A 20053-nucleotide genomic window follows, 5' to 3' on the forward strand; every position below is an offset into this window, starting at 1 on the left:
CGGGCGGGTGGCAGGATCGCGGCCATGCCTCTCGTACCGCCCCGGATCAGCAGGCGCCACGCCCTGCGGGTCCTGGTGGCCGTACTCGCCGTGCTCGGCGTCCTGACCTGGTGGCTGAACCCCTTCGGGAAGCCGGAGCCGCGGGGCGATCTGACCTTCAGCACCGGCGCGCGGACCGGGGTCTACCACCGCTACGGGCAGCTGCTGGAGCAGGCGCTCGGGCAGAGCATGCCCGGGGTGAAGGTACGGCTGGAGCCCAGCGAGGGATCGCTGGAGAACCTGAAGCGGGTGGCCTCCGGCGAAGCCGACTTCACCGTGGCGACGGCGGACGCGGTGGCCAAGTACCAGCTCGACGGCAAGCCTCGCGCGGACCAGCTGCGCGGGGTCGCACGGCTCTACGACGACTATGTGCAGCTGGTGGTGCCGGCCGGGTCCCCCGTGCAGTCGGCTCGTGACCTGCGGGGCAAGCGGGTCGCGATCGGCCAGCCGGGATCCGGTGTGCGGCTCATAGCGGAGCGGCTGCTCATGGCGGCCGGGCTGGACCCCGTGCTGGACGTCACCCCGGTGTCCATCGGCATCGACACCATGCCGGCCGAACTGGAGGCGGGCCGGATCGACGCCTTCTTCTGGTCCGGCGGGCTGCCGACGAACGCGGTGCGCGAGCTGTCGGAGCGGTTCGAGATCCGGCTCGTGCAGCTCGGCGACCTGGTGGAGCCGCTGCAGGGGAGCGGGAGCCCGGCGCGCTTCTACCGGACGGCGGTGATGCCGCAGGACGCGTACACGCGGGCGCGCAACACCAGCGCCGTGGCCACCTTGGCCGTGCCGAACCTGCTGGTGACCCGGGCGGACGTGGACCCCGAACTCACGGAACAGCTGACGCGAACGGTGATCCTCAGCCGCGACCGCGTCGGGCGCGCCGTGCACGCGGCGCAACTGGTGGACCTGCGGACGGCGATCTACACCGCTCCTCTGGGCCTGCACGAGGGAGCGGGCCGGTACTACCGGTCGGTCAAGCCCTGACGTTCACGAGGAGGACGAGGGCGACGGCAGCAGCATCGTCGCCGCGGCGGCCGCGCCGATCAGGCCCGCGTGGGTGCCCAGGGTCGCCGGAACCACCTGGAGCTCCTTGACGAAGGAGAGCGTGGCGTAGGCCGCGAGGTGGGTGCGGATCGGGGTGAAGAGGGTGTCGCCGGCGGCGGCTACCCCGCCGCCGATGACGGCGATGTCCGTTTCGACGAGGGTCGCGGTGGCCGCGATGGCGGCGGCCAGCGCACGGCCGGCCCGGTCGAAGGCGGCCAGGGCGATCGGGTCTCCCGCGGCCGCGGCTGCGGCCACGCCCGCCGCGGTGGCGTCACGCGAGCCGCCCGGGCGGTCCGCCGGACTCCAGCCATGGGCCAGGGCCCAGCGGGCGATCGCCGTGCCGGAGGCGATCGACTCGACGCACCCGCGGCCGCCGCAGGCGCAGGGTTCGCCGTCGAAGGCCACGCTGATGTGACCGACGTGGCCCGCGTTGCCGGTGGGGCCGGGGTGGAGCTGGTTGTTGAGGATCAGGCCGCCGCCGACTCCCGTGGAGACCACCATGCACAGCGCGTTCGCGTGGCCGCGGGCCGCGCCCAGCCAGTGCTCGGCGGCGGTCATCGCCACGCCGTCACCGGCCAGTACGGTCGGCAGGTCGGCCCCGCGCGCCGCGAGCTCCGCCGCGATCCGGTCCTGGACCGGGAACTCCCGCCACGCCCCGATGTTGACCGGGCTGACCGTGCCCCGTGAGGCGTCCACCGGACCGGCGCTGCCGATCCCGCAGCGGACCGCCGAGGCCCACAGCGAGGACTCCGACAACTCGGCGACGACCTCGGCCACCGCCGCCATGACACCGTCCGCGTCCGCCCCCCGCGGGGTGGCGCGGCGGGTCGTGCCCGTCATCGTGCCGTCGGGGTGCACCAGCGCACCGGCGATCTTCGTACCGCCGATGTCGATCGCCACCGTCAGGCCTGCGGCCGCGGCGGAGGCCCGCGGTGCGGGGAACGGGGCGGTGGGAGTGATCACGGTGCGGCTCCAGGAAGGGTTCAGGATTCAGTATGCGCCGGGGGCGGCGCCGTGCTCTCGCGAGGCTCCAGTCGCGGCTGCTCGCTTATCCGGATCCCGGGCGGGCTGCCCGCGAGGATGGCGAGGAGTTCCTCGGCGGCGAGCCGGCCGAAGCCGGCGGTGTCGCGCACGAGGGCGGTGAGCCGGGGGTGGGTGACCCGGCAGAGCGCAGAGTCGTCCCAGGCCACGATCGACAGCCGGCCCGGCACGGGGATGCCGAGCTCGGCGGCGACCGCCCTCCCGGCGACGGCCATCACGTCGTTGTCGTAGACGAGCGCGGTCGGCGGCCGCGGCTCGGCGAGGACCCGGCGGGTGGCGGCCGCGCCCTCGGCGTCGGAGTAGTCGGTGACCACCGAGCGCACGTGGTCCGGGCCGAGCCCGCGCCGCGCCGCCTGGGTCCGCAGGGACTCCATCCGGCGGACCGTGTGGGCGAGGCCGGGGAGCCCGGCGATGTGGACGATCCGGCGGTGGCCCAGCCCGTGGAGGTGGTCCAGGACCTGGGCCATGGCCCCGGCGTCGTCGGCCCGGACCGAGGAGACGGACGAGGGCGGGGAGGCCGGGGAACCCGCCGGGAGCGGGGAGGCCGGGAAGCCCGCCGGGAGCGGGGAGGGGCCGGCGGGCGGCGCGCCCTCGCCGATGGTGACCGCGGGCAGGGCCAGCTCCTCGAGGAGCGCCGGACGCGGGTCCCGCGTGCGCGGGTCGACGACCAGCACGCCGTCGACCCTGCGTTCGGCCCACCATCGGCGGTAGACCGCGCATTCGGCGTCGATGTCCTCGACGACTTGGAACAGCAGCGCGGTCCGGGCGGCGGAGAGGGCCTCCTGGATGCCGGAGACGAGCTGAAGGAAGAAGGACTCGACGCCGAGCGTGTGCGCGGGACGGGCGAGGACCAGCCCGACGGCTCCGGAGCGCTCACCGGACAGGGCGCGCGCGGCGCTGTTGGGCTGCCAGCCCAGTTCCTCGGCGACGCGGCGGATCCGGGCCCGGGTGTCCTGCGAGACGCCCGGCCGGTCGTTGAGCGCGAAGGACACGGCGCTCTCCGACACCCCGGCCTGCCGGGCGATGTCCTTGATCGTGGGTCTGCGGGCCATGGCCGGCCTCATTCATCCTTCGAGTGCGGTCGTGCGTGTCGACATAGGGAGGGCAAGGCCGGACCGTACGCGATCCTGCCCCGGCAGACCGCCTTGACGGCCATTCAGTACTCCCAAGGAGGGGTGCGGGGGCAAGTAAGGCGGGGGCGGTCAACTCCCGGGTGCCCTACGAGGAGAGGCATGGGCCGGCTCGTCGGTGCACCGCGCACGCCGGTGCTGCCGATCCGGAACCGGACGAGGCCCCGCCTGCCCGGCGCGAGGGTCACCGGCGGCCCGGAGGCACCTCTTCGTGGTCCTCGTGGTCCTCGTGGTCCGGCCGCACGAGGCACGGGTGCGGGCCCTTGAACAGGTCCGGAGTGGTGACCGCCCTGCTCGACATACCTCGGTCCATTTCCACGTACTTCCCCGCAGCCGACTGAAACTAAAGCGCATTAGTTTTATCAGGTTCCGCTGAGCAGAGCCCTTGTGTCAACTGGCCTGAAGCGCATAAGTAGGCTACCCCAAGGCCCTGTTGACTTTCCTCACCCCCGCGGGCAGGTTGTGCGCATCCGGTGAATTCCTCCAGGACTCCAGGACACCCCGTGCACGATCACGCACTCCGCTTCGGCGCCAACTACACGCCGTCCTGCGGCTGGTTCCACCACTGGCTGGACTTCGACCTCGACGAGGTCAGGGCCGACCTGGACTCGATCGCCGCGCTCGGGCTGGACCACGTCCGCGTCTTCCCGCTCTGGCCGGTCTTCCAGCCGAACCGGACGCTGATCCGGCCGCGCGCCGTCGAACAGCTCGTCGCGCTCGCCGACGCGGCCGCCGAGCGCGGGCTCGACGTCAACGTGGACGGGTTGCAGGGGCACTTGTCGAGCTTCGACTTTCTGCCCGCCTGGACCGGGACCTGGCACCGGCGCAACATCTTCACCGACCCGGACGTGGTTGCGGGCCAGGAGGAGTACCTGCGCACGCTGGCCGCGGCCCTCGCCGACCGGCCGAACTTCCTGGGCATGACCGTGGGCAACGAGATCAACCAGTTCTCCGGCGCCCCGCACCCGGACCCCGACCGGATCACCCCGGCCCAGGCCACCCGCTGGCTGGAGCGGATGCTCGCCGCCTGCGAGAAGGGCGCGCCCGGGCGCTTGCACCTGCACGCCGAGTACGACGCCGCCTGGTACCAGGACGGACACCCCTTCACCCCCGCCCAGGCGGCCCGGCTGGGCGGGGTCACCGCCGTGCACTCCTGGGTGTTCAACGGCACCGCGCAGCGCCACGGCGTGAGCGGGACGGCGACCGAGCACCATGCCGCGTACCTGATCGAGCTCTCCAAGGCCTGGGCCGCCGACCCGCACCGCCCGGTATGGCTCCAGGAGGTCGGCGCCCCGGCGCCGCTGATCGGGCCGGAGCACGCGGCGCGGTTCACCGAGGCCACCGTCGCGGGCGCGCTGGACTGCCCGGACCTGTGGGGCGTGACCTGGTGGTGCTCGCACGACGTGTCCCGGGACCTCGCTGACTTCCCGGAGCTGGAGTACGGCCTCGGCCTGCTCACCAACGACCGCCGGACCAAGCCGGCCGGCGCCGCCATGGCCCGGATCGCGGAGGAGTGGCGGGGCCGCGCGCACCGGCCTGCCCCGCGCTCCACCGCGCTGGCGGTGGACGTCGGCGGCACGCCGGAGGCGCCGGGCCGATCCGTGTGCGCCCCGGGTGGCGCGTTCTTCGAAGCCTGGGCCGCGCTGACGGCCCAGGGGGTGCGGCCCGCGGTGGTCCTGGCGGAGCACGCCGAGGACCCGGCCCATCTGTCGGCGCGCGGCATCACGGCGGTGCTGCGCGTGCAGGACGTCACCCGACCAAGTGGGAGCCGACCTCGCGGGACCCGCCCGAGAGGGACCTGACCGAGTGTCACCCGCCCCCGTCTGACCTGACCGAGTGTGACCTGACCGAGTGGGACCCGCCCCCGTCTGACCTGACCGAGTGTGACCTGACCGAGCCCTCGTGAGGAGCCCCCGCATGTCCGAGACCGACGACGGCGTCGATCCTCGTACGCCGCCCGCCCCGGTACGGCCGACCCGGCGCGCGGTGCTGGCCGCCGGGTCCGGGGCCGCCGCGCTGATGGGCACGCCCGGCCTGTCCCCGTACGCCGCCGCCGCGGCGCCCGCCCGCGCCGCCGTGACCGCCGCACCCACCCCGCCGGCCCCGGCCGACCTGGCCCCGTACGCCTCCTACTGGTTCCCGGACTCCCTCCCGGCGGGTACCCCCGGCCCCGGGATCGTGTGGCGTTCGCTCAGACGATGGACCCCGGAGAGCGACCCCGATCTGGCCCACAACACCGCGACCGTGCCCCTGGCGCAGCGGTTCACCCCGGTCCCGCCGAACCGGCACGCCCGCGCCGGCCAGGCCCGGATCGCCTCCCTCGTCTCCTTCGGGCCCACCGCCGGGAATCCGTCGCAGGGCTCCCCCACGGCCGACTCCTACGCGCTCACCCACTGGGCGTACATCGACGAGCTGGTCTTCTGGGGCGGCTCCGCCTGCGAGGGGATCGTGCTCGCCCCGAACGCGCCCGTGGTGGACGCCGCCCACCGCAACGGGGTCAGGGTGCTGGGCAACGTGTTCCTGCCGCCCGTCCCCTACGGCGGCGACCTCCGATGGACGCGCGACCTGGTGCAACGGGACTCCCTCGGCCGCTTCCCGATCGCGGAGCAGCTCGTCCGGGTGGCACGGACGTACGGCTTCGACGGCTGGTTCGTGAACGCCGAGACGGACGGCGGGGACAGCGCGCTGGCCACCCGGATGCGGGAGTTCCTGTGCGCCCTGCGGGCGGCGGGCGAACCGCACGGCCTGCGCATCACCTGGTACGACGCCATGAACACCACCGGCCGTGTGGGCTGGCAGGGCGCCCTCAACCCGCTCAACCAGGAGTTCTTCGAGGACCGGGCCGGGAAGGTCGCCGACACCGTGTTCGTGGACTTCCGCTGGACTCCGCAGACCCTGGCCGCCTCGGGCGCGCTCGCCGACCGGCTGGGCCGCTCCCGGTACGAGCTGTGGGCGGCCGTGGACACGGAGTCCCACGGCTGGGACTCGGCGGTCGACTGGGACGCGATCGTTCCGCGCGACCGCGACCGCGACCACGTCGTCGGCTACGGCTTCTACCGGCCCGAGTGGACCCGCAACCACCTCACCGACCGCTCGCCCGGCGCCTTTCACCGCGCCGACGACCGTTTCTGGACCGGCGAGTCCCTGGATCCCGCCCGTCCCGGGCCCGAGTCCGGCTGGCGAGCCCCCGCCACGGCCGTCGCCGACCGGTCCACCGTCACCGCGCTCCCCTTCGCCTGCTCCTTCAACACCGGGCACGGGCTGCGCTGGTACGACGGCGGCAGGCCCGTCTCCGACGCGCCCTGGAACCACCTCGGGCTCCAGGACCGGCTCCCGGGCCGCCGCTGGGCCGTGGACACCTCCGGGGAACGCCCCACCGTCACCCTGGACTTCGCCGACGCCTGGCGCGGCGGCTCCAGCCTGCTCGTCTCGGGCGCCCTGACCGCTCCCGCGACGATCGGCCTGCACTCCACGCGACTGCCGCTGACCCGCGGGACCGTCCTGGAGCTGGTGCACGCCGCCGCGTCGGGGCCGGTCGCGGTGGAGATCGGCGTGGCCACCCGCGAGCCCGCCTCCCCCGGCGAGCCGGTCCCGTACACGTGGCTCCCGGCCGGGACCCGGGACACCGGGCCGGGCCGGCACGCCGGGCACTGGCACACCACTCGGGCCGCACTCGGGCACCTGGCGGGCAGGACCGCGTACGCCCTGGCCGTACGGATCACCGCGCCCGGAACCGAGCCGGTGCAGTGGCGGCTCGGGGCCCTGTCGATGCGCGACGAACCCCGCACCCGGCGCCCGGCCCCGCCCACCGCCCTGTGCGTGGACGCCGCGGCCCGGCAGGACGACAGGGCGTGGCTGCGCGTGTCCTGGCGCCGGCCGGCCGGCCGGGGCGGGCACGTCCGCCACCACGAGGTGTCGCGGGTCCTCCCCGACGGCACGCGCCGCTTCCTGGGCGGCACCTGCGGCACGGCCCTCTACCTTCCGGACGTCCCCCGGGCGGGCAGTGAGCGGGCGGCCGTCCTCGAGGTCCGGGCCGTCGACGAGCTGTACGCGGTCTCGGCCCCGGCCCGCACCACCCTCGCCTGGTAGCAGCCCGGGGGCGGAGCTCAGGCGCTCAGGTGCTCAGGCGCCGTGGGGGTCGGTGCGCGGAACGGCCACCGTCACCCGCAGCCCGTGCGGCGGGTTCGTCTCGTACGAGAGGGACCCGCCGCCCGCGGCGAGCAGGGCGCGGGAGATCGACAGGCCCAGGCCGGAGCCTTTGACGTTCTGGTGGCGGCCGCTGCGCCAGAAGCGGTCGCCGACGCGGAGCAGCTCGTCCTCGGTGAGGCCGGGGCCGCGGTCGGCGACGATCACGCGGACGGAGCGCCCCTCGGCGGCGACCGACACCTCGACCTCCTCACCCTCGGGGGTGAACTTGAGGGCGTTGTCGATGACGGCGTCGAGCGCGCTGGACAGGGCGATGGGGTCGGCCCAGCCGGTGAGGGCGGTCCGGCCGGTCTCGGTGAGCCGTACGCCCTTCTCTTCGGCGTACGGGCGCCAGGCGGCGACCCGCTCCGCCGCCAGCGCCCCGATGTCGGTGAGGGTGATCTCGGCGGAGGCGTGCTCGGCCAGCGCCAGGTCCAGCAGGTCATCGAGAACCTGGGTCAGGCGCTTGCCCTCGGTGCGCACGGAGGCGATCTCCTCGTTGCCCTCGGGCAGTTCGAGGGCGAGCAGCTCGATCCGCAGGAGCAGCGCCGCGAGCGGGTTGCGCAGCTGGTGCGAGGCGTCGGCGACGAACGCCCGCTGCTGCTCCAGTACCTCTTCGACGTTGTCGGCCATCTCGTTGAACGAGCGGGCCAGGCGTTGGAGTTCCGGCGGCCCCCCTGCGGTCGCGACGCGCGAGTTCATCCGTCCGGTGGCAATGCCGTGGGCGGCCGTGTCCAGGGTCTGCACGGGCTTGAGTACCCAGCTGGTGAGCCTGAGGGCGGCGCCGAAGGCGACCAGCATGGCGGCGGCCAGCCCGCCCGCGATGAGCAGCCATCCCTCCAGGATCCGGCCGCGCATGAGGTCGGTCGGTGAGTCGGTGGCCACGACCGCGACCACGTCGCCGTCGAGGACGACCGGGGAGATCACGAGAAGTCTGCCGTCGGTCTGCCAGGGCCACACCTGGGGCGGGTCGTGGCTGCGCCGACCGGCCAGCGCCTCCCGGAAGGCCCGTCGGCCGTCCCCGGATTTCGGGAGCTGCCACCCGCTCGGGGACCGGGCCAAGTCGTTGTCGTCTCGGAAGAAGACACCGGCGCGGATGCCGTACAGCCCCTGGTAGCGGGCGAGTTCCTGCTGGAGGGTGTCCAGGCGCTCGTCGACGCCGGTGGATCCGGAGCCCTGGGCGTCGATGACGAGCTGGGCGAGGGCCGCGAAGCGCGCGCTGTCGTCGATGCGGTCGACCACCACCCGCTGCTGCTGTCCGGCGGCCAGGCTCGCCGCGAGCGGGAAGCCGAGTGCGAGCAGCGTGCCCGCCATCAGGATGACGAGCAGCGGGAGCAATCGGGCGCGCACGGCAGAGGACCCCTAGGGGGCGGCCGGGGTGACGAGCCGGTAGCCCACCCCTCGGACGGTCTCGATGAGGGCGGGCATGCGCAACTTGGAGCGCAGCGAGGCGACGTGGACCTCCAGCGTGCGCCCGGTCCCCTCCCAGCTGGTGCGCCACACCTCGCTGATGATCTGCTCGCGGCGGAAGACGACGCCGGGCCGCTGCGCGAGCAGGGCCAGCAGGTCGAACTCCTTGCGGGTGAGCGGTACGTCGGTGCCGTCCACGCTGACCCGGCGGTTGGGCAGCTCGATGCTGACGGGGCCGAGGCGGACCGTGGCGGGCGTACCGGTCCCGGTGGCGGCGGCCTCTTCGGAGGCGCCGGTGCGCCGGGCGACGGCGTGGATGCGGGCGAGGAGTTCGCCGGTGTCGTACGGCTTGGTGACGTAGTCGTCGGCGCCCATGTTCAGGCCGTGGATGCGGGAGCGCACGTCGGCCCGCGCGGTCACCATGATGACGGGCGTGGCGGTGCGCTTGCGGATCTTGCCGCACACCTCGTAGCCGTCCTGGTCGGGCAGGCCGAGGTCGAGCAGGATCACCCCGTAGGGAGTGGCTCCGGACGGGGCGCCGGCGGGCAGCAGTGCCTGCAGGGCCTCTTCGCCGCTGCGGGCGTGGGTGACCTGGAAGCCGTGCCGGGCGAGGATCGCGGACAGGGCGGCGGCGACGTGATCGTCGTCCTCGACGAGCAGCAGCCTCATGTCGTCCCCCTCTCCTCTTCTCGCTTCTCGTTTCCCGCCTTTTGGCGCCGCCCCGCTCCCGGGCGTCCCCGGGCACGTCGGCACACTCGGGGCCACCATGCATCCACGCCGATGAAGAGTCCCACGTCAAGGGGGTCAGGCTCCGGCGCGCCTTCCGTTATGCACCCGGTACGCGTACATAGTCGACCACGCCGAGCCCGCGCACGGAGCGTATCCGGGAGAAGCCGGATCGTTATGCTCAATTCTCCCTCAGATGTGATGACGATGTGCGCGTCACGTCACTACTGTCCTCCCAACCGAGGAGGACGGAGCAAGAAGCCGATGAGCGGAGTATCAGTGACCAAGGACGTGCAGGACGCGGCGGGTGCCGCGGACGACCTGGTCGTACTGAGCAACGTCAACAAGCACTTCGGCGCGCTGCACGTGCTTCAGGACATCGATCTGAGCATTGCCCGCGGTGAGGTAGTCGTCGTGATCGGTCCCTCGGGATCGGGTAAGTCCACGCTGTGCCGGACGATCAACCGTCTGGAGACCATCGACTCGGGCACCATCACGCTCGACGGCAAGGAACTGCCCTCGGAGGGCAGGGAGCTGGCCCGGCTGCGTGCCGACGTCGGCATGGTCTTCCAGTCGTTCAACCTGTTCGCGCACAAGACGGTGCTGCAGAACGTCATGCTGGGCCAGCTCAAGGTCCGCAAGACCGACCAGGCCGCGGCCCACGAGAAGGCGGTGGCCCTGCTGGACCGGGTGGGCGTCGGCTCGCAGGCCGACAAGTACCCGGCGCAGCTCTCCGGCGGCCAGCAGCAGCGCGTGGCGATCGCCCGGGCGCTGGCCATGGAGCCGAAGGTCATGCTGTTCGACGAGCCGACCTCGGCTCTCGACCCGGAGATGATCAACGAGGTGCTGGAGGTCATGCAGCAGCTCGCCCGCGAGGGGATGACCATGCTGGTCGTCACGCACGAGATGGGCTTCGCCCGCTCGGCGGCCAACCGGGTCGTCTTCATGGCCGACGGAAAGATCGTCGAAGAAGCCACCCCCGAGCAGTTCTTCAGCAACCCGCGCAGTGACCGTGCCAAGGACTTCCTGTCGAAGATCCTGCACCACTGAGGGTCTCGTCTGGTAGTCATCCGTATGCGGATCACTGCCGGAACGGTTCCTGTCGGCCGTGCGTACGCCGTAAGCGTCGCTCGTCGTTCAACAACGTCTCATCCGAGGGAAGTTCACCATGAAGATCTCCAAGGCCGCTGCGGCCGCGGCCGTCGCCGTAGCCCTTGCCCTGACCGCGACCGCCTGCGGCGGCAGCACCGACAAGGCCGGTGACACCGGTGCGACCGGTGGCTCGAAGGACAAGATCGTCGTCGGCATCAAGTACGACCAGCCCGGTCTCGGCCTGAAGACCCCGGACGGCAAGTACACGGGCTTCGACGTCGACGTCGCGACCTACGTGGCCAAGGAGCTCGGCTACCAGCCCGACCAGATCGAGTTCAAGCAGGCCGTCAGCGCCGAGCGCGAGAACCTGATCGCCAACGGCGACGTGAAGTTCATCGTCGCGACGTACTCGATCAACGACAAGCGCAAGGAGAAGGTCGACTTCGCCGGCCCGTACTTCCTCGCGCACCAGGACCTGCTGGTCCGCGCCGACGACACGAGCATCACCAAGGTCGAGGACCTGAACAAGAAGAAGCTCTGCTCGGTCACCGGCTCCACCTCGGCGCAGAACATCAAGAAGACCCTGGCCCCCGAGGCCGACCTGCAGGAGTACCCGGGCTACTCCGACTGCCTCACCGGCCTGGAGAACAAGGCCGTGGACGCGCTGACCACGGACAACTCGATCCTGGCCGGCTACGCCGCGCAGGAGAAGAACAAGGGCAAGTTCAAGCTCGTCGGCCTGAGCATGAGCAACGAGAACTACGGCATCGGTCTGAAGAAGGGCGACAAGGAGCTCCAGACCAAGATCAACGCCGCGCTCAAGAAGATGGTCGAGGACGGCAGCTGGCAGAAGGCCGTGGACAAGAACCTCGGCCCGGCCAACTACAAGAACGAGCCTGCCCCGCAGATCACCGAAGGCAGCTGATTCATCGGTGAGGAGCGTCGCCACCCGCCTGCCGCGGGCGGCGGCGCACCTCACCGGCCATCCTGGGGAGAGCGCAGGGCATCGTGTTCGATTTTCTTGATTCCGGGCAGTACGACGTGCTCGGAGCCTTCTGGGTGACGGTTCAGCTCACCCTCTATTCGGCGGTCGGATCCTTGATCTGGGGCACCGTCCTGGCCGGGATGCGGGTCAGTCCGGTCCCGCTGCTGCGGGGCTTCGGCACCGCATACGTGCACGTGGTGCGCAACACGCCGCTGACCGTGCTGATCCTCGGCTGCTCGCTGGGGCTGTACCAGACCCTCGGCATCAACCTGGGCGGCGACGCGTCCAAGGAGATCGGCTTCCGGCTCGCGGTCCTCGGACTGATCGCCTACACCGGCACCTTCGTCTGCGAGGCCCTGCGCTCCGGCATCAACACGGTGCCCGTCGGCCAGGCCGAGGCGGCCCGCGCACTGGGGCTGAGCTTCTTCCAGGTACTTCGCCTGATCGTGCTCCCCCAGGCCTTCCGGGCGGTCGTCGCACCGCTCACCAACGTGCTGATCGCCCTTACCAAGAACACCACGGTGGCGGCAACCATCGGCGTGGCCGAAGCGGCCCTGCTGATGAAGGAAATGATCGAGAACGAGGCGGACGCGCTCTTCGCCGTCTTCGGGGTCTTCGCCCTCGGCTTCGTCCTGCTGACCCTGCCCACCGGTCTGCTGCTGGGCTGGGTTTCCAAGCGAGTGGCGGTGAAGCGATGACCTCCGTGCTGTACGACGCCCCGGGCCCCAAGGCCAAGGCGCGCAACTGGATCTACAGCGGGATCTTCGTCGTGCTGTTCGGGCTCGTCCTGTGGTGGGTGCTGTCCCTCATGGGCGAGAAGAACCAGCTCGAAGCCGACAAGTGGACACCCTTCGTCACCGACAGCCAGGTCTGGACCACCTTCCTGATCCCCGGCCTGATGGAGACCCTCAAGGCCGGCGCGCTCGCCATGGTGATCGCCCTCCCGCTGGGCGCGCTGCTGGGCATCGGCCGACTGTCGGACCACGCGTGGGTGCGGGGGCCGGTCGCCGCGTGGGTCGAGTTCTTCCGTGCCATCCCGGTACTGATGCTGATGCTGTTCGGCAACGCGCTGATGGCGCCGCGTTTCTTGGACGTTCCCTCCGACACCCGGCCCTTCTGGGCCGTGGTCACGGGCCTGGTCCTCTACAACTCGGCTGTCATCGGCGAGATCGTCCGGGCGGGCGTACTCTCCCTGCCCAGGGGCCAGACCGACGCGGCCAAGGCGATCGGCATGCGCAAGGGCCAGACCATGGTCCACGTGCTGATCCCGCAGGCCGTCACCGCGATGCTGCCGGCCCTGGTGAGCCAGCTCGTGGTGATCCTCAAGGACACCGCCCTCGGCGGCGCCCTGCTCGGCCTCGCCGAGCTGATGTCGTCCTACCGCCAGATCTCGGCCAACTACAGCAACACCATCGCCACCCTGTTCGTGATCGCGCTGATCTACATCGTGGTGAACTTCGCCCTGACCACCCTGGCCTCCTGGCTGGAGAAGCGGCTGCGGCAGTCGAAGAAGGGCACCGGCGCGGTCGTCGCCGGTGACGTGGCCGAGGTCGACGCGGGCGGCGCCGCCGGCGTGGGCGAGGCTCCCTGATTCGAGAACAGGTTCTGACACCTGGTCAGTACATTGGTGTGACACATGTGGTGCGGCGGGACTCATCCGTCGCACCACACGTCGTTGTACCGGGCAGCATCGCTGATGCAGTGAGGGTGGCTTCGGTTTGTCGGACGCAAGGAACTCGTGCTGCAGCAGAGCAGCGGCGTCTGCGGTCCGGCTGACACCGCGCTGACGACGACGAGAACGACGACGCAGGCCATCCGAGCCGTTCCGCCCCTGAGTGGTGCCGGTCGCGTCGGAGGCAACGCCCTCTTCCGGACTCGTGATTTCTGTTGCCCCCTTGCGGACCTGCGTCACTTGACGCAGGCACCTCCAATGGGTTGCATACGTTCTGTGATCACATACCGGACATCGGGAGCCGCGCCATGGACCCGGTGATCGTCGTCGGCGCGGGGCCCGTCGGGCTGTCCCTGTCCCTCGCCCTGGCCGGCCAGGGCGTGCCCTCCATCCTGCTCGACGAAGGGCCCGGCAAGGAGGAGCCCCGACCTGCCCGTACGGTCGTCCTGCACTCCGACACGGCGGCCATGGCACACCGGCTGGGCTGCACGACGCTGCGCGACGAGGGGGCGTACTTCGCCGCCTGGCGCACCATGCGGCGCCGGCAGCCCGCCCAGCGGATCACCTTCGAGGACCACCCGGCCCCGCTGCACCTGCCGCAGCACGCGCTGACGCGCGGACTGCGCGACGCCGCCGCGGCCCACCCGCTGGTCCAGCTGGTCACCGAGAGCCGACTGGACTCCCTGGAGCAGGACGCCCACGGAGTCACAGCACACACCCGGGGTACCGAGACCACGTGGTGGCGCGGAAGTTACCTCGTCGGCTGCGACGGCGCCCGCTCCACCGTGCGCAAGCTGCTCGGCATCCGCTTCCCGGGCCGCACGGCCGTGGAACGGCACGCCGTCGCCGCGCTGCGCACCGAGCTTCCGTGGCCCGGCGAAGCCCTTCTGCACCGCAGCCCGCCGCAGGAGGTCACCTCCCGGCCGCTGCCCGACGGAGTGTGGCGGCTGGACTGGCTGCTTCCGGCCCGCGGGGAACTGGTCACTCCCGACACGCTGGTGACCCTGATCCGGGACACCCTGGCCGTGTGGTGCGGCGGTACGACTCCCCCGTACGACCTCATCGACACCGGGGTCCACACCCTGCACCACCGCCTCGCGCGGCGCTGGCGCGACGGCCGCGCCTTCCTCGTCGGCGACGCCGCGCACCTGCTGGGCGCGCTCGGCACCCAGGGGGTCGAGGAGGGGCTCCGGGACGCCGAGAACCTGGCGTGGAAGCTTTCTCTGGCCTGGCACCACGGAGCCTCCGAGGCCCTGCTCGACAGCTACGAGGGCGAACGGCGCACCGCCGTCGCCTCGCGGCTGCGCGCGGCCGACCAGGCGATGCCGACGCTGCGGGCCGGGGGCGGTCTGCGCACCTACCTCCCCGGAGCCTCGCGTTCCGCCGAATCCCTCCTGACCGACGGCCACCTGGGGCGGGGGCCGCTGGGCGCGGAGCCCACGTACGCCCCGCCGGTCGCCGTGCGCGAGGTGCCGACGGCCACGGAACCGGGCGGTCCTGTGGCGAACGTCCCGGTGACCGCGCCCGACGGATCGACCGTGCCGCTGCGCGACCTGCTGGGGCAGGGCCGGCTTCTGGTGGTGCTGGTGGCTCCGGGCACCGGGGTCTGGGACCGGCGGCACTGGCTCGGCGCCGGTCTGATGCCCCGCCTGGCAGCGGCGGTGAGCGCTCTGCCGGTCCGGACGGATCTGCTGGTCGCGGACAGCTATCCGGGAGCCCCGGCACACACCGTGCTGCTGGTACGGCCGGACGGGCATCTGGCGGCGACCTTCGCGGGGGTGCGCCCGGCGGAGCTGTACGAGGCGGCGGACGCGGTCCGGGCCGGTGCACCCGCATCCCGCGTGGCGCCGCCCGCGAAGACGACGAAGACGGCACCGATCGTGGTGATCGATTGGCCGTCTCCGGGCCTGCGTGGTTCACTCGCGGAATGACCGGCAACGACGTACGCCTGTGGCGGAGGGTCCATATGGACCTGCTCCGCTACGCGGGCTGCGTATGTCGCCCTTCCTGCTGATTCGCCCTCCCTCCGCGCGCCCCGTGCCGTCCTCCGGCCTGCGCGCACTCCGCGAACCCAGGAACGGTCCCTTCATGTCTGCACCTGCATCTGCACCCGCATCCGCACCGGCGTACGTCTCCGAGCCCGTGCGGGCGGCCGCGGGCCCGGCGGCCGCCGAGCTCCTCGACTTCGCGCTCCGCACAGCGGCCGATCCCGGGATCGTGGCCTCACTGCCGCTCGATCCCGAAGGCCGCACCTGGGTCCGGCTGGAGGGTCCGGGCGGCAGCGAGGCGTGGCTGATCGGCTGGCCGCCGGGCACCGGCACCGGCTGGCACGACCACGCCGCATCACGGGGTGCGTTCGCCACCGCCCGCGGCCGGCTCACCGAACACTCACTGGACGTACGCCTGCCCTCGGAGGGCTGGAAGTCGCTGGAGCTGGCCCCCGGCGTCGACCGCAGCCGCACGCTGGACGCGGGCGCCGGGCGGGCCTTCGGAAAGCACCACGTGCACGAGGTCCTCAACGCGTCCCCGACCGAACACGCGATCTCGGTGCACGCGTACTACCCGCCGCTCCCCCTGATCCGCCGCTACAGCCGCAGCGGCCCGGTGCTCCATCTCGAACACGTCGAGCGTCCGGCGGACTGGCAGTGAGCGCCGCCGTGGGCATCGACGAGCTGCTGGAGCGGGTCCGCGCCGGCTACACGCGCGTTGACGCGCCGGAGGCGTATGCCGCTTCGCGCGCCGGCGCCCTCCTGGTGGACATCCGCTACCAGGCCCTGCGCGAGCGGGACGGCGTGATCCCGGGCGCGCTGGTGATCGAGCGCAACGAACTGGAGTGGCGCCTGGACCCCCGGGGCAGTCACCGCGCCCCCGAGGCGACGGGCCACGACCTTCAGGTGGTGGTGATCTGCAACGAGGGCTACGCCTCCAGCCTCGCCGCGGCCTCACTCCACGCCCTGGGTCTCCACCGCGCGACCGACCTGACCGGCGGCTTCCAGTCCTGGAAGGCAGCAGGCCTCCCGGTCGCAGCAGCCTGACGCCCCCGTCCCCGCTTGGGTCCCGCTGTGTGGAGCTGTCCCCTACCCGCCCTTCAACCGTGCCCCGGGCTCCGCCCGGACCCGGTCCTCAAACGCCGGACAGGCTGCAGGTGTCCGGCCCCAGGCGCGCGCCACCTGACGGAGCGTGCTCCGGCGTCCGCACCAGGGAGCCTGCCCCTACCCCGGTGTCACCGCGGCCCCGGCGGGGAGCCGGGAGTCGGCCGTTATGGGACCCGGCCGGGACGGACCCGGCCGGTCACTCCCCCGGTTACCCGAGGCCGTCGGCGTCCTCGCCCTCAGCCTCCAGGGCGCGGCGAACGACCCGCAGGGCCATGCCCTCCGGGTATCCCTTGCGGGCGAGCATCCCGGCGAGGCGCCGGATCCGCTTGTCCCGCTCCAGGCCACGGGTGGAGCGGAGCTTGCGCTCCACGAGCTCCCGGGCCGTCTGCTCCTCCTGGTCGGAGTCCAGCAGCTCCAGGGCTTCCTCTACGAGGGTGGCGTGCACGCCCTTGGTCCGCAGTTCCTGGGCGAGCGCCCGACGGGCCAGGCCCCGGCCGCGGTGCCGGGACTCGACCCATGCTCCGGCGAAGGCGGCGTCGTCGATCAGGCCGACCTCCTCGTACCGGGAGAGGACCTGCTGCGACACCTCCTCCGGGATGCCCCGCTTGTGCAGGGCGTCCGCGAGCTGGCGCCGCGTGCGCGGGCTCCCGGTGAGCAGGCGCAGACAGATCGCCCGCGCCTGCTCCTCGGGGCTCTGGGGCGGCAGTTCCTGGCGGCCTTCACGGCCACCGCGGTTCTCGCCGCCCCCTTCCTGCTCCCGCACGGGTCAGCTCTTGGCCACGGCGGCCTTGGCCGTCGTCTTGGTCTTCGTCGCCGGGGCGGGCACGGCTGCGGCGTCGGCCGTGTCGGCAGCGGCCTCGGAGGCGGCGGCGTCCTTGCGAACCCCCACGCCCAGCTTCTCCTTGATCTTCCGCTCGATCTCGTTGGCGAGATCCGGGTTGTCCTTCAGGAAGTTGCGGGCGTTCTCCTTGCCCTGGCCGAGCTGGTCGCCCTCGTACGTGTACCAGGCGCCGGCCTTGCGCACGAAGCCGTGCTCCACGCCCATGTCGATCAGGCCGCCCTCACGGCTGATGCCCTGGCCGTAGAGGATGTCGAATTCGGCCTGCTTGAACGGGGGCGCGACCTTGTTCTTGACGACCTTGACGCGGGTGCGGTTACCGACCGCGTCCGTGCCGTCCTTGAGGGTCTCGATACGGCGGATGTCGAGGCGCACGGATGCGTAGAACTTCAGCGCGCGGCCACCGGTCGTGGTCTCCGGCGAGCCGAACATCACACCGATCTTCTCGCGGAGCTGGTTGATGAAGATCGCGGTGGTCTTGGACTGGTTGAGCGCACCGGTGATCTTCCGGAGTGCCTGGCTCATCAGGCGGGCCTGGAGACCCACGTGCGAGTCGCCCATCTCACCCTCGATCTCCGCGCGCGGCACCAGGGCGGCCACGGAGTCGATGACGATCAGATCGAGGGCACCGGAGCGGACGAGCATGTCCACGATCTCCAGCGCCTGCTCACCGGTGTCCGGCTGCGACAGGATGAGGTTGTCGGTGTCGACGCCGAGGGCCTTCGCGTACTCGGGGTCGAGCGCGTGCTCGGCGTCCACGAAGGCGACGGTGCCGCCGGCCTTCTGGGCGTTGGCCACAGCGTGCAGGGTCAGGGTCGTCTTACCGGAGGACTCCGGTCCGTACACCTCGATCACACGGCCGCGGGGCAGCCCGCCGACGCCGAGGGCGATGTCCAGCGCGGTCGACCCGGTAGGGATGACCTCGATGGGGTCGTTCGGCTTGTCGCCGAGGCGCATGACCGCACCCTTGCCGAATTGCCGTTCAATCTGTGCGAGAGCGGCGTCGAGAGCCTTCTCGCGGTCGGTGCCTGCCATGGGTTCCACCCGGTTTGCTTGAGTCGATCGCTTCACGCCATTGACGCTAATGCCTGCCACTGACAATGCGCCTCCACGACCGTTTCGGCTGTGGATAACTCATCAGAATGGATGTTCGATTTCCCTGTCAAGCGCGCCACGCCCGCCCCGGCCGCAGGCCGACGCAGAGCCTGGCCGCACGGCGACGCAGAGCCTGGCCACAGGCCGACCCAGAGCCCGCACGGCGGGTCGGCGCCGGCTGCGGGCTCGGCGGGGGCCCGAGGCCGCCGGCGCCAGGCCCGGCAGGGGCTCCTGGCGCTGGGGGTGCCACGGGGCCGGGTGCTCTACCACCCGGAGGCCGCACGCCGGATCGCGTCGAGCGCGCGGGTCACGTCCTCGTCTGTCGTCGACCAGTTGCTCACCGAGATGCGCATGACGCGCCGGCCGTGCCAGGTGGAGCCGCTGATCCAGGTCGTGCCGTCGTCGAGCAGCCGGGCGAGTACCCGTTCCGTGCGCGCGTCGGTGCCGAACTCGGCGCAGACCTGGGTGAACACCACGTCGTTGAGCACGCTCGCGCCGTCGATCCCCTCGATGCCGGCGGCGAACGCGCCGGCATGCCGGCACAGCCGGTCGACGAGGTCGGCCACACCCGACCGGCCGAGGGATCTGAGGGCGGCCCACACCGTGAAGGCCCTGCCGCGGCGGGAGAGTTCGGGGACCTTGTCGATGGGGTCGCCCGCTTCGTCCTGGATGAGGTAGTCGCCGCGCAGCCCCATCGCCGCCCGGAGCGCGGAGGGGTCGCGCACGAGGGCGAGCCCACAGTCGTAGGGAACGTTCAGGGTCTTGTGGGCGTCCGTCGCCCAGGAGTCGGCGTCGGCGCAGCCCTCGGTCAGGTGCGCGTGGGCCGGGGAGGCGGCCGCCCACAGCCCGAAGGCTCCGTCGACGTGCAACCATGCATCCGCCGCGCGGGCGGCGCGAATCGTCTCCGCGAAGGGGTCGAAGGCACCGGAATGGATGTCTCCGGCCTGGAGGACCACGATCGTGGGGTTCTGACTCCGGCTCCGGCCGTCCGCTTCCAGGGCGTGCCGCAGGGCCTCGGGGGCGATGCGCCCTTGATCGTCCGCCTCCACCAGTTCGGGTCTGCCGAGTCCGAGGTAGCGCAGCGCCAAGTCGACGGCCATGTGACGGTCCTCGCCGGCAAGGACCCGTACGGCCGGCCCCCCGGTGAGTCCGTCGCGGGCGACGTTCCAGCCGGCGCGCCGCAGCACCGCGTCGCGCCCGGCGGCGAGGCAGGTGAAGTTGGCCATCGTGGCCCCCGTGGTGAAGCCGACGGCGCTGTCACCCGGCAGGCCGAGCAGATCCAGCAGCCACGCGCCGGCGATCTCCTCCGCCGCCGTGTACGCGGGCGAGACCGCGCGCATCACGCAGTTCTGGTCCCAGGCACTCACCAGCCAGTCCGCGGCGAGCGCGGCCGGTTCGGTGCCCCCGACCACGAATCCGTAGAAGCGGCCGCTGGGAAAGGCGGTGAGTCCCGGCTCGCAGGCCGTGGCCAGCAGGTCGACGACGTCGGCGGGCGCGCTGGGACCGCCGGGCAGTTCGACGCCGAGCGCGCGCACGGTCTCGTCGACCGAAGCGCGGGCGGGAACCCGGCGGTCGGGCAGGCTCGCCAGCCAGCGGACTGCATGGCCGTACGCCTGCCGGAGCGCCGCCTCGCGCGCGTCCATACCTCGGACTATGGGACGGCCTCCACCGCCGCGCAAGCCACGGGGCCCGCGGTCACTCCGC

At 72.2% G+C, this 20053-nt stretch carries 18 protein-coding genes; 11 read left to right on the forward strand and 7 right to left on the reverse strand.

Going from position 1 to position 20053, the window contains the following annotated elements:
- Nucleotides 1–24: 24 nt before the first annotated feature.
- On the forward strand, nt 25–1020 hold the full coding sequence (locus tag ACWGIF_RS14950; protein ID WP_453496556.1) for a TAXI family TRAP transporter solute-binding subunit: 996 nt from the start codon (nt 25–27) through the stop codon (nt 1018–1020).
- Between the two features lie 3 nt (nt 1021–1023).
- Here the strand turns inward: ACWGIF_RS14950 and ACWGIF_RS14955 are convergent, their stop codons facing one another.
- Nucleotides 1024–2043, reverse strand: a complete 1020-nt coding sequence (locus ACWGIF_RS14955) for an ROK family protein (protein WP_453496447.1) — start codon at nt 2041–2043, stop codon at nt 1024–1026.
- 20 nt (nt 2044–2063) lie between these two features.
- Nucleotides 2064–3173 carry a LacI family DNA-binding transcriptional regulator gene (locus ACWGIF_RS14960; protein WP_453496450.1) on the reverse strand — a complete coding sequence of 370 codons (1110 nt, stop codon included), beginning with the start codon at nt 3171–3173 and terminating at the stop codon, nt 2064–2066.
- A 581-nt stretch (nt 3174–3754) separates the two neighbouring features.
- Here ACWGIF_RS14960 and ACWGIF_RS14965 point away from each other — a divergent pair.
- Nucleotides 3755–5053, forward strand: coding sequence for a glycoside hydrolase 5 family protein (locus ACWGIF_RS14965; protein ID WP_453496452.1), 1299 nt, complete (start codon nt 3755–3757; stop codon nt 5051–5053).
- Nucleotides 5054–5168: 115 nt separating this feature from the next.
- Nucleotides 5169–7340 carry an endo-beta-N-acetylglucosaminidase gene (locus ACWGIF_RS14970; RefSeq protein ID WP_453496455.1) on the forward strand — a complete coding sequence of 724 codons (2172 nt, stop codon included), beginning with the start codon at nt 5169–5171 and terminating at the stop codon, nt 7338–7340.
- Nucleotides 7341–7373: 33 nt separating this feature from the next.
- On the opposite strand, the gene ACWGIF_RS14975 is transcribed toward ACWGIF_RS14970, so the two are convergent.
- The gene (locus ACWGIF_RS14975) at nt 7374–8786 is read right to left on the reverse strand and encodes an ATP-binding protein (protein ID WP_453496458.1); all 1413 of its coding nucleotides are present in this window, start codon (nt 8784–8786) and stop codon (nt 7374–7376) included.
- A gap of 12 nt (nt 8787–8798) precedes the next feature.
- Nucleotides 8799–9515, reverse strand: coding sequence for a response regulator transcription factor (locus ACWGIF_RS14980; RefSeq protein WP_453496461.1), 717 nt, complete (start codon nt 9513–9515; stop codon nt 8799–8801).
- A gap of 321 nt (nt 9516–9836) precedes the next feature.
- Between ACWGIF_RS14980 and ACWGIF_RS14985 the strand changes: the two genes are divergently transcribed.
- The 8 genes from ACWGIF_RS14985 (at nt 9837) to ACWGIF_RS15020 (ending at nt 16356) form a co-directional block, all read left to right on the forward strand.
- Nucleotides 9837–10622 (forward strand): amino acid ABC transporter ATP-binding protein, encoded by a 786-nt coding sequence (locus ACWGIF_RS14985; RefSeq protein ID WP_453496464.1) that lies wholly within the window; start codon nt 9837–9839, stop codon nt 10620–10622.
- Nucleotides 10623–10740: 118 nt separating this feature from the next.
- Nucleotides 10741–11589: a glutamate ABC transporter substrate-binding protein gene (locus tag ACWGIF_RS14990; RefSeq protein WP_453496467.1), complete on the forward strand. Its 849-nt coding sequence runs from the start codon at nt 10741–10743 to the stop codon at nt 11587–11589.
- Between the two features lie 83 nt (nt 11590–11672).
- Nucleotides 11673–12347, forward strand: a complete 675-nt coding sequence (locus ACWGIF_RS14995; protein ID WP_453496470.1) for an amino acid ABC transporter permease — start codon at nt 11673–11675, stop codon at nt 12345–12347.
- Nucleotides 12344–13240 (forward strand): amino acid ABC transporter permease, encoded by an 897-nt coding sequence (locus ACWGIF_RS15000; protein WP_453496473.1) that lies wholly within the window; start codon nt 12344–12346, stop codon nt 13238–13240. The genes ACWGIF_RS14995 and ACWGIF_RS15000 overlap by 4 nt, the downstream gene beginning before the upstream one ends.
- A gap of 389 nt (nt 13241–13629) precedes the next feature.
- Nucleotides 13630–15252 (forward strand): FAD-dependent monooxygenase, encoded by a 1623-nt coding sequence (locus tag ACWGIF_RS15005; RefSeq protein WP_453496476.1) that lies wholly within the window; start codon nt 13630–13632, stop codon nt 15250–15252.
- Nucleotides 15249–15335: a putative leader peptide gene (locus ACWGIF_RS15010; protein WP_311318651.1), complete on the forward strand. Its 87-nt coding sequence runs from the start codon at nt 15249–15251 to the stop codon at nt 15333–15335. Before ACWGIF_RS15005 ends, ACWGIF_RS15010 begins: the two co-directional genes overlap by 4 nt.
- Before the next feature lie 74 nt (nt 15336–15409).
- Nucleotides 15410–15970 (forward strand): cysteine dioxygenase, encoded by a 561-nt coding sequence (locus ACWGIF_RS15015; RefSeq protein ID WP_453496479.1) that lies wholly within the window; start codon nt 15410–15412, stop codon nt 15968–15970.
- Complete coding sequence (locus ACWGIF_RS15020) at nt 15967–16356, forward strand: rhodanese-like domain-containing protein (RefSeq protein ID WP_453496482.1); 390 nt, start codon at nt 15967–15969, stop codon at nt 16354–16356. The genes ACWGIF_RS15015 and ACWGIF_RS15020 overlap by 4 nt, the downstream gene beginning before the upstream one ends.
- Nucleotides 16357–16624: 268 nt before the next feature.
- On the opposite strand, the gene recX is transcribed toward ACWGIF_RS15020, so the two are convergent.
- From recX to ACWGIF_RS15035, 3 genes are all read right to left on the reverse strand, one after another.
- Nucleotides 16625–17179: a recombination regulator RecX gene (gene recX, locus ACWGIF_RS15025; RefSeq protein WP_453496485.1), complete on the reverse strand. Its 555-nt coding sequence runs from the start codon at nt 17177–17179 to the stop codon at nt 16625–16627.
- A 3-nt stretch (nt 17180–17182) separates the two neighbouring features.
- The gene (gene recA, locus ACWGIF_RS15030; RefSeq protein ID WP_453496488.1) at nt 17183–18289 is read right to left on the reverse strand and encodes a recombinase RecA; all 1107 of its coding nucleotides are present in this window, start codon (nt 18287–18289) and stop codon (nt 17183–17185) included.
- 323 nt (nt 18290–18612) lie between these two features.
- A complete protein-coding gene (locus ACWGIF_RS15035; protein WP_453496491.1) occupies nt 18613–19992 on the reverse strand; it encodes a pyridoxal phosphate-dependent decarboxylase family protein in 1380 nt (459 codons plus the stop codon).
- Between the last annotated feature and the right edge of the window lie 61 nt (nt 19993–20053).

The organism is Streptomyces sp. NPDC054849 (genome assembly GCF_053610945.1).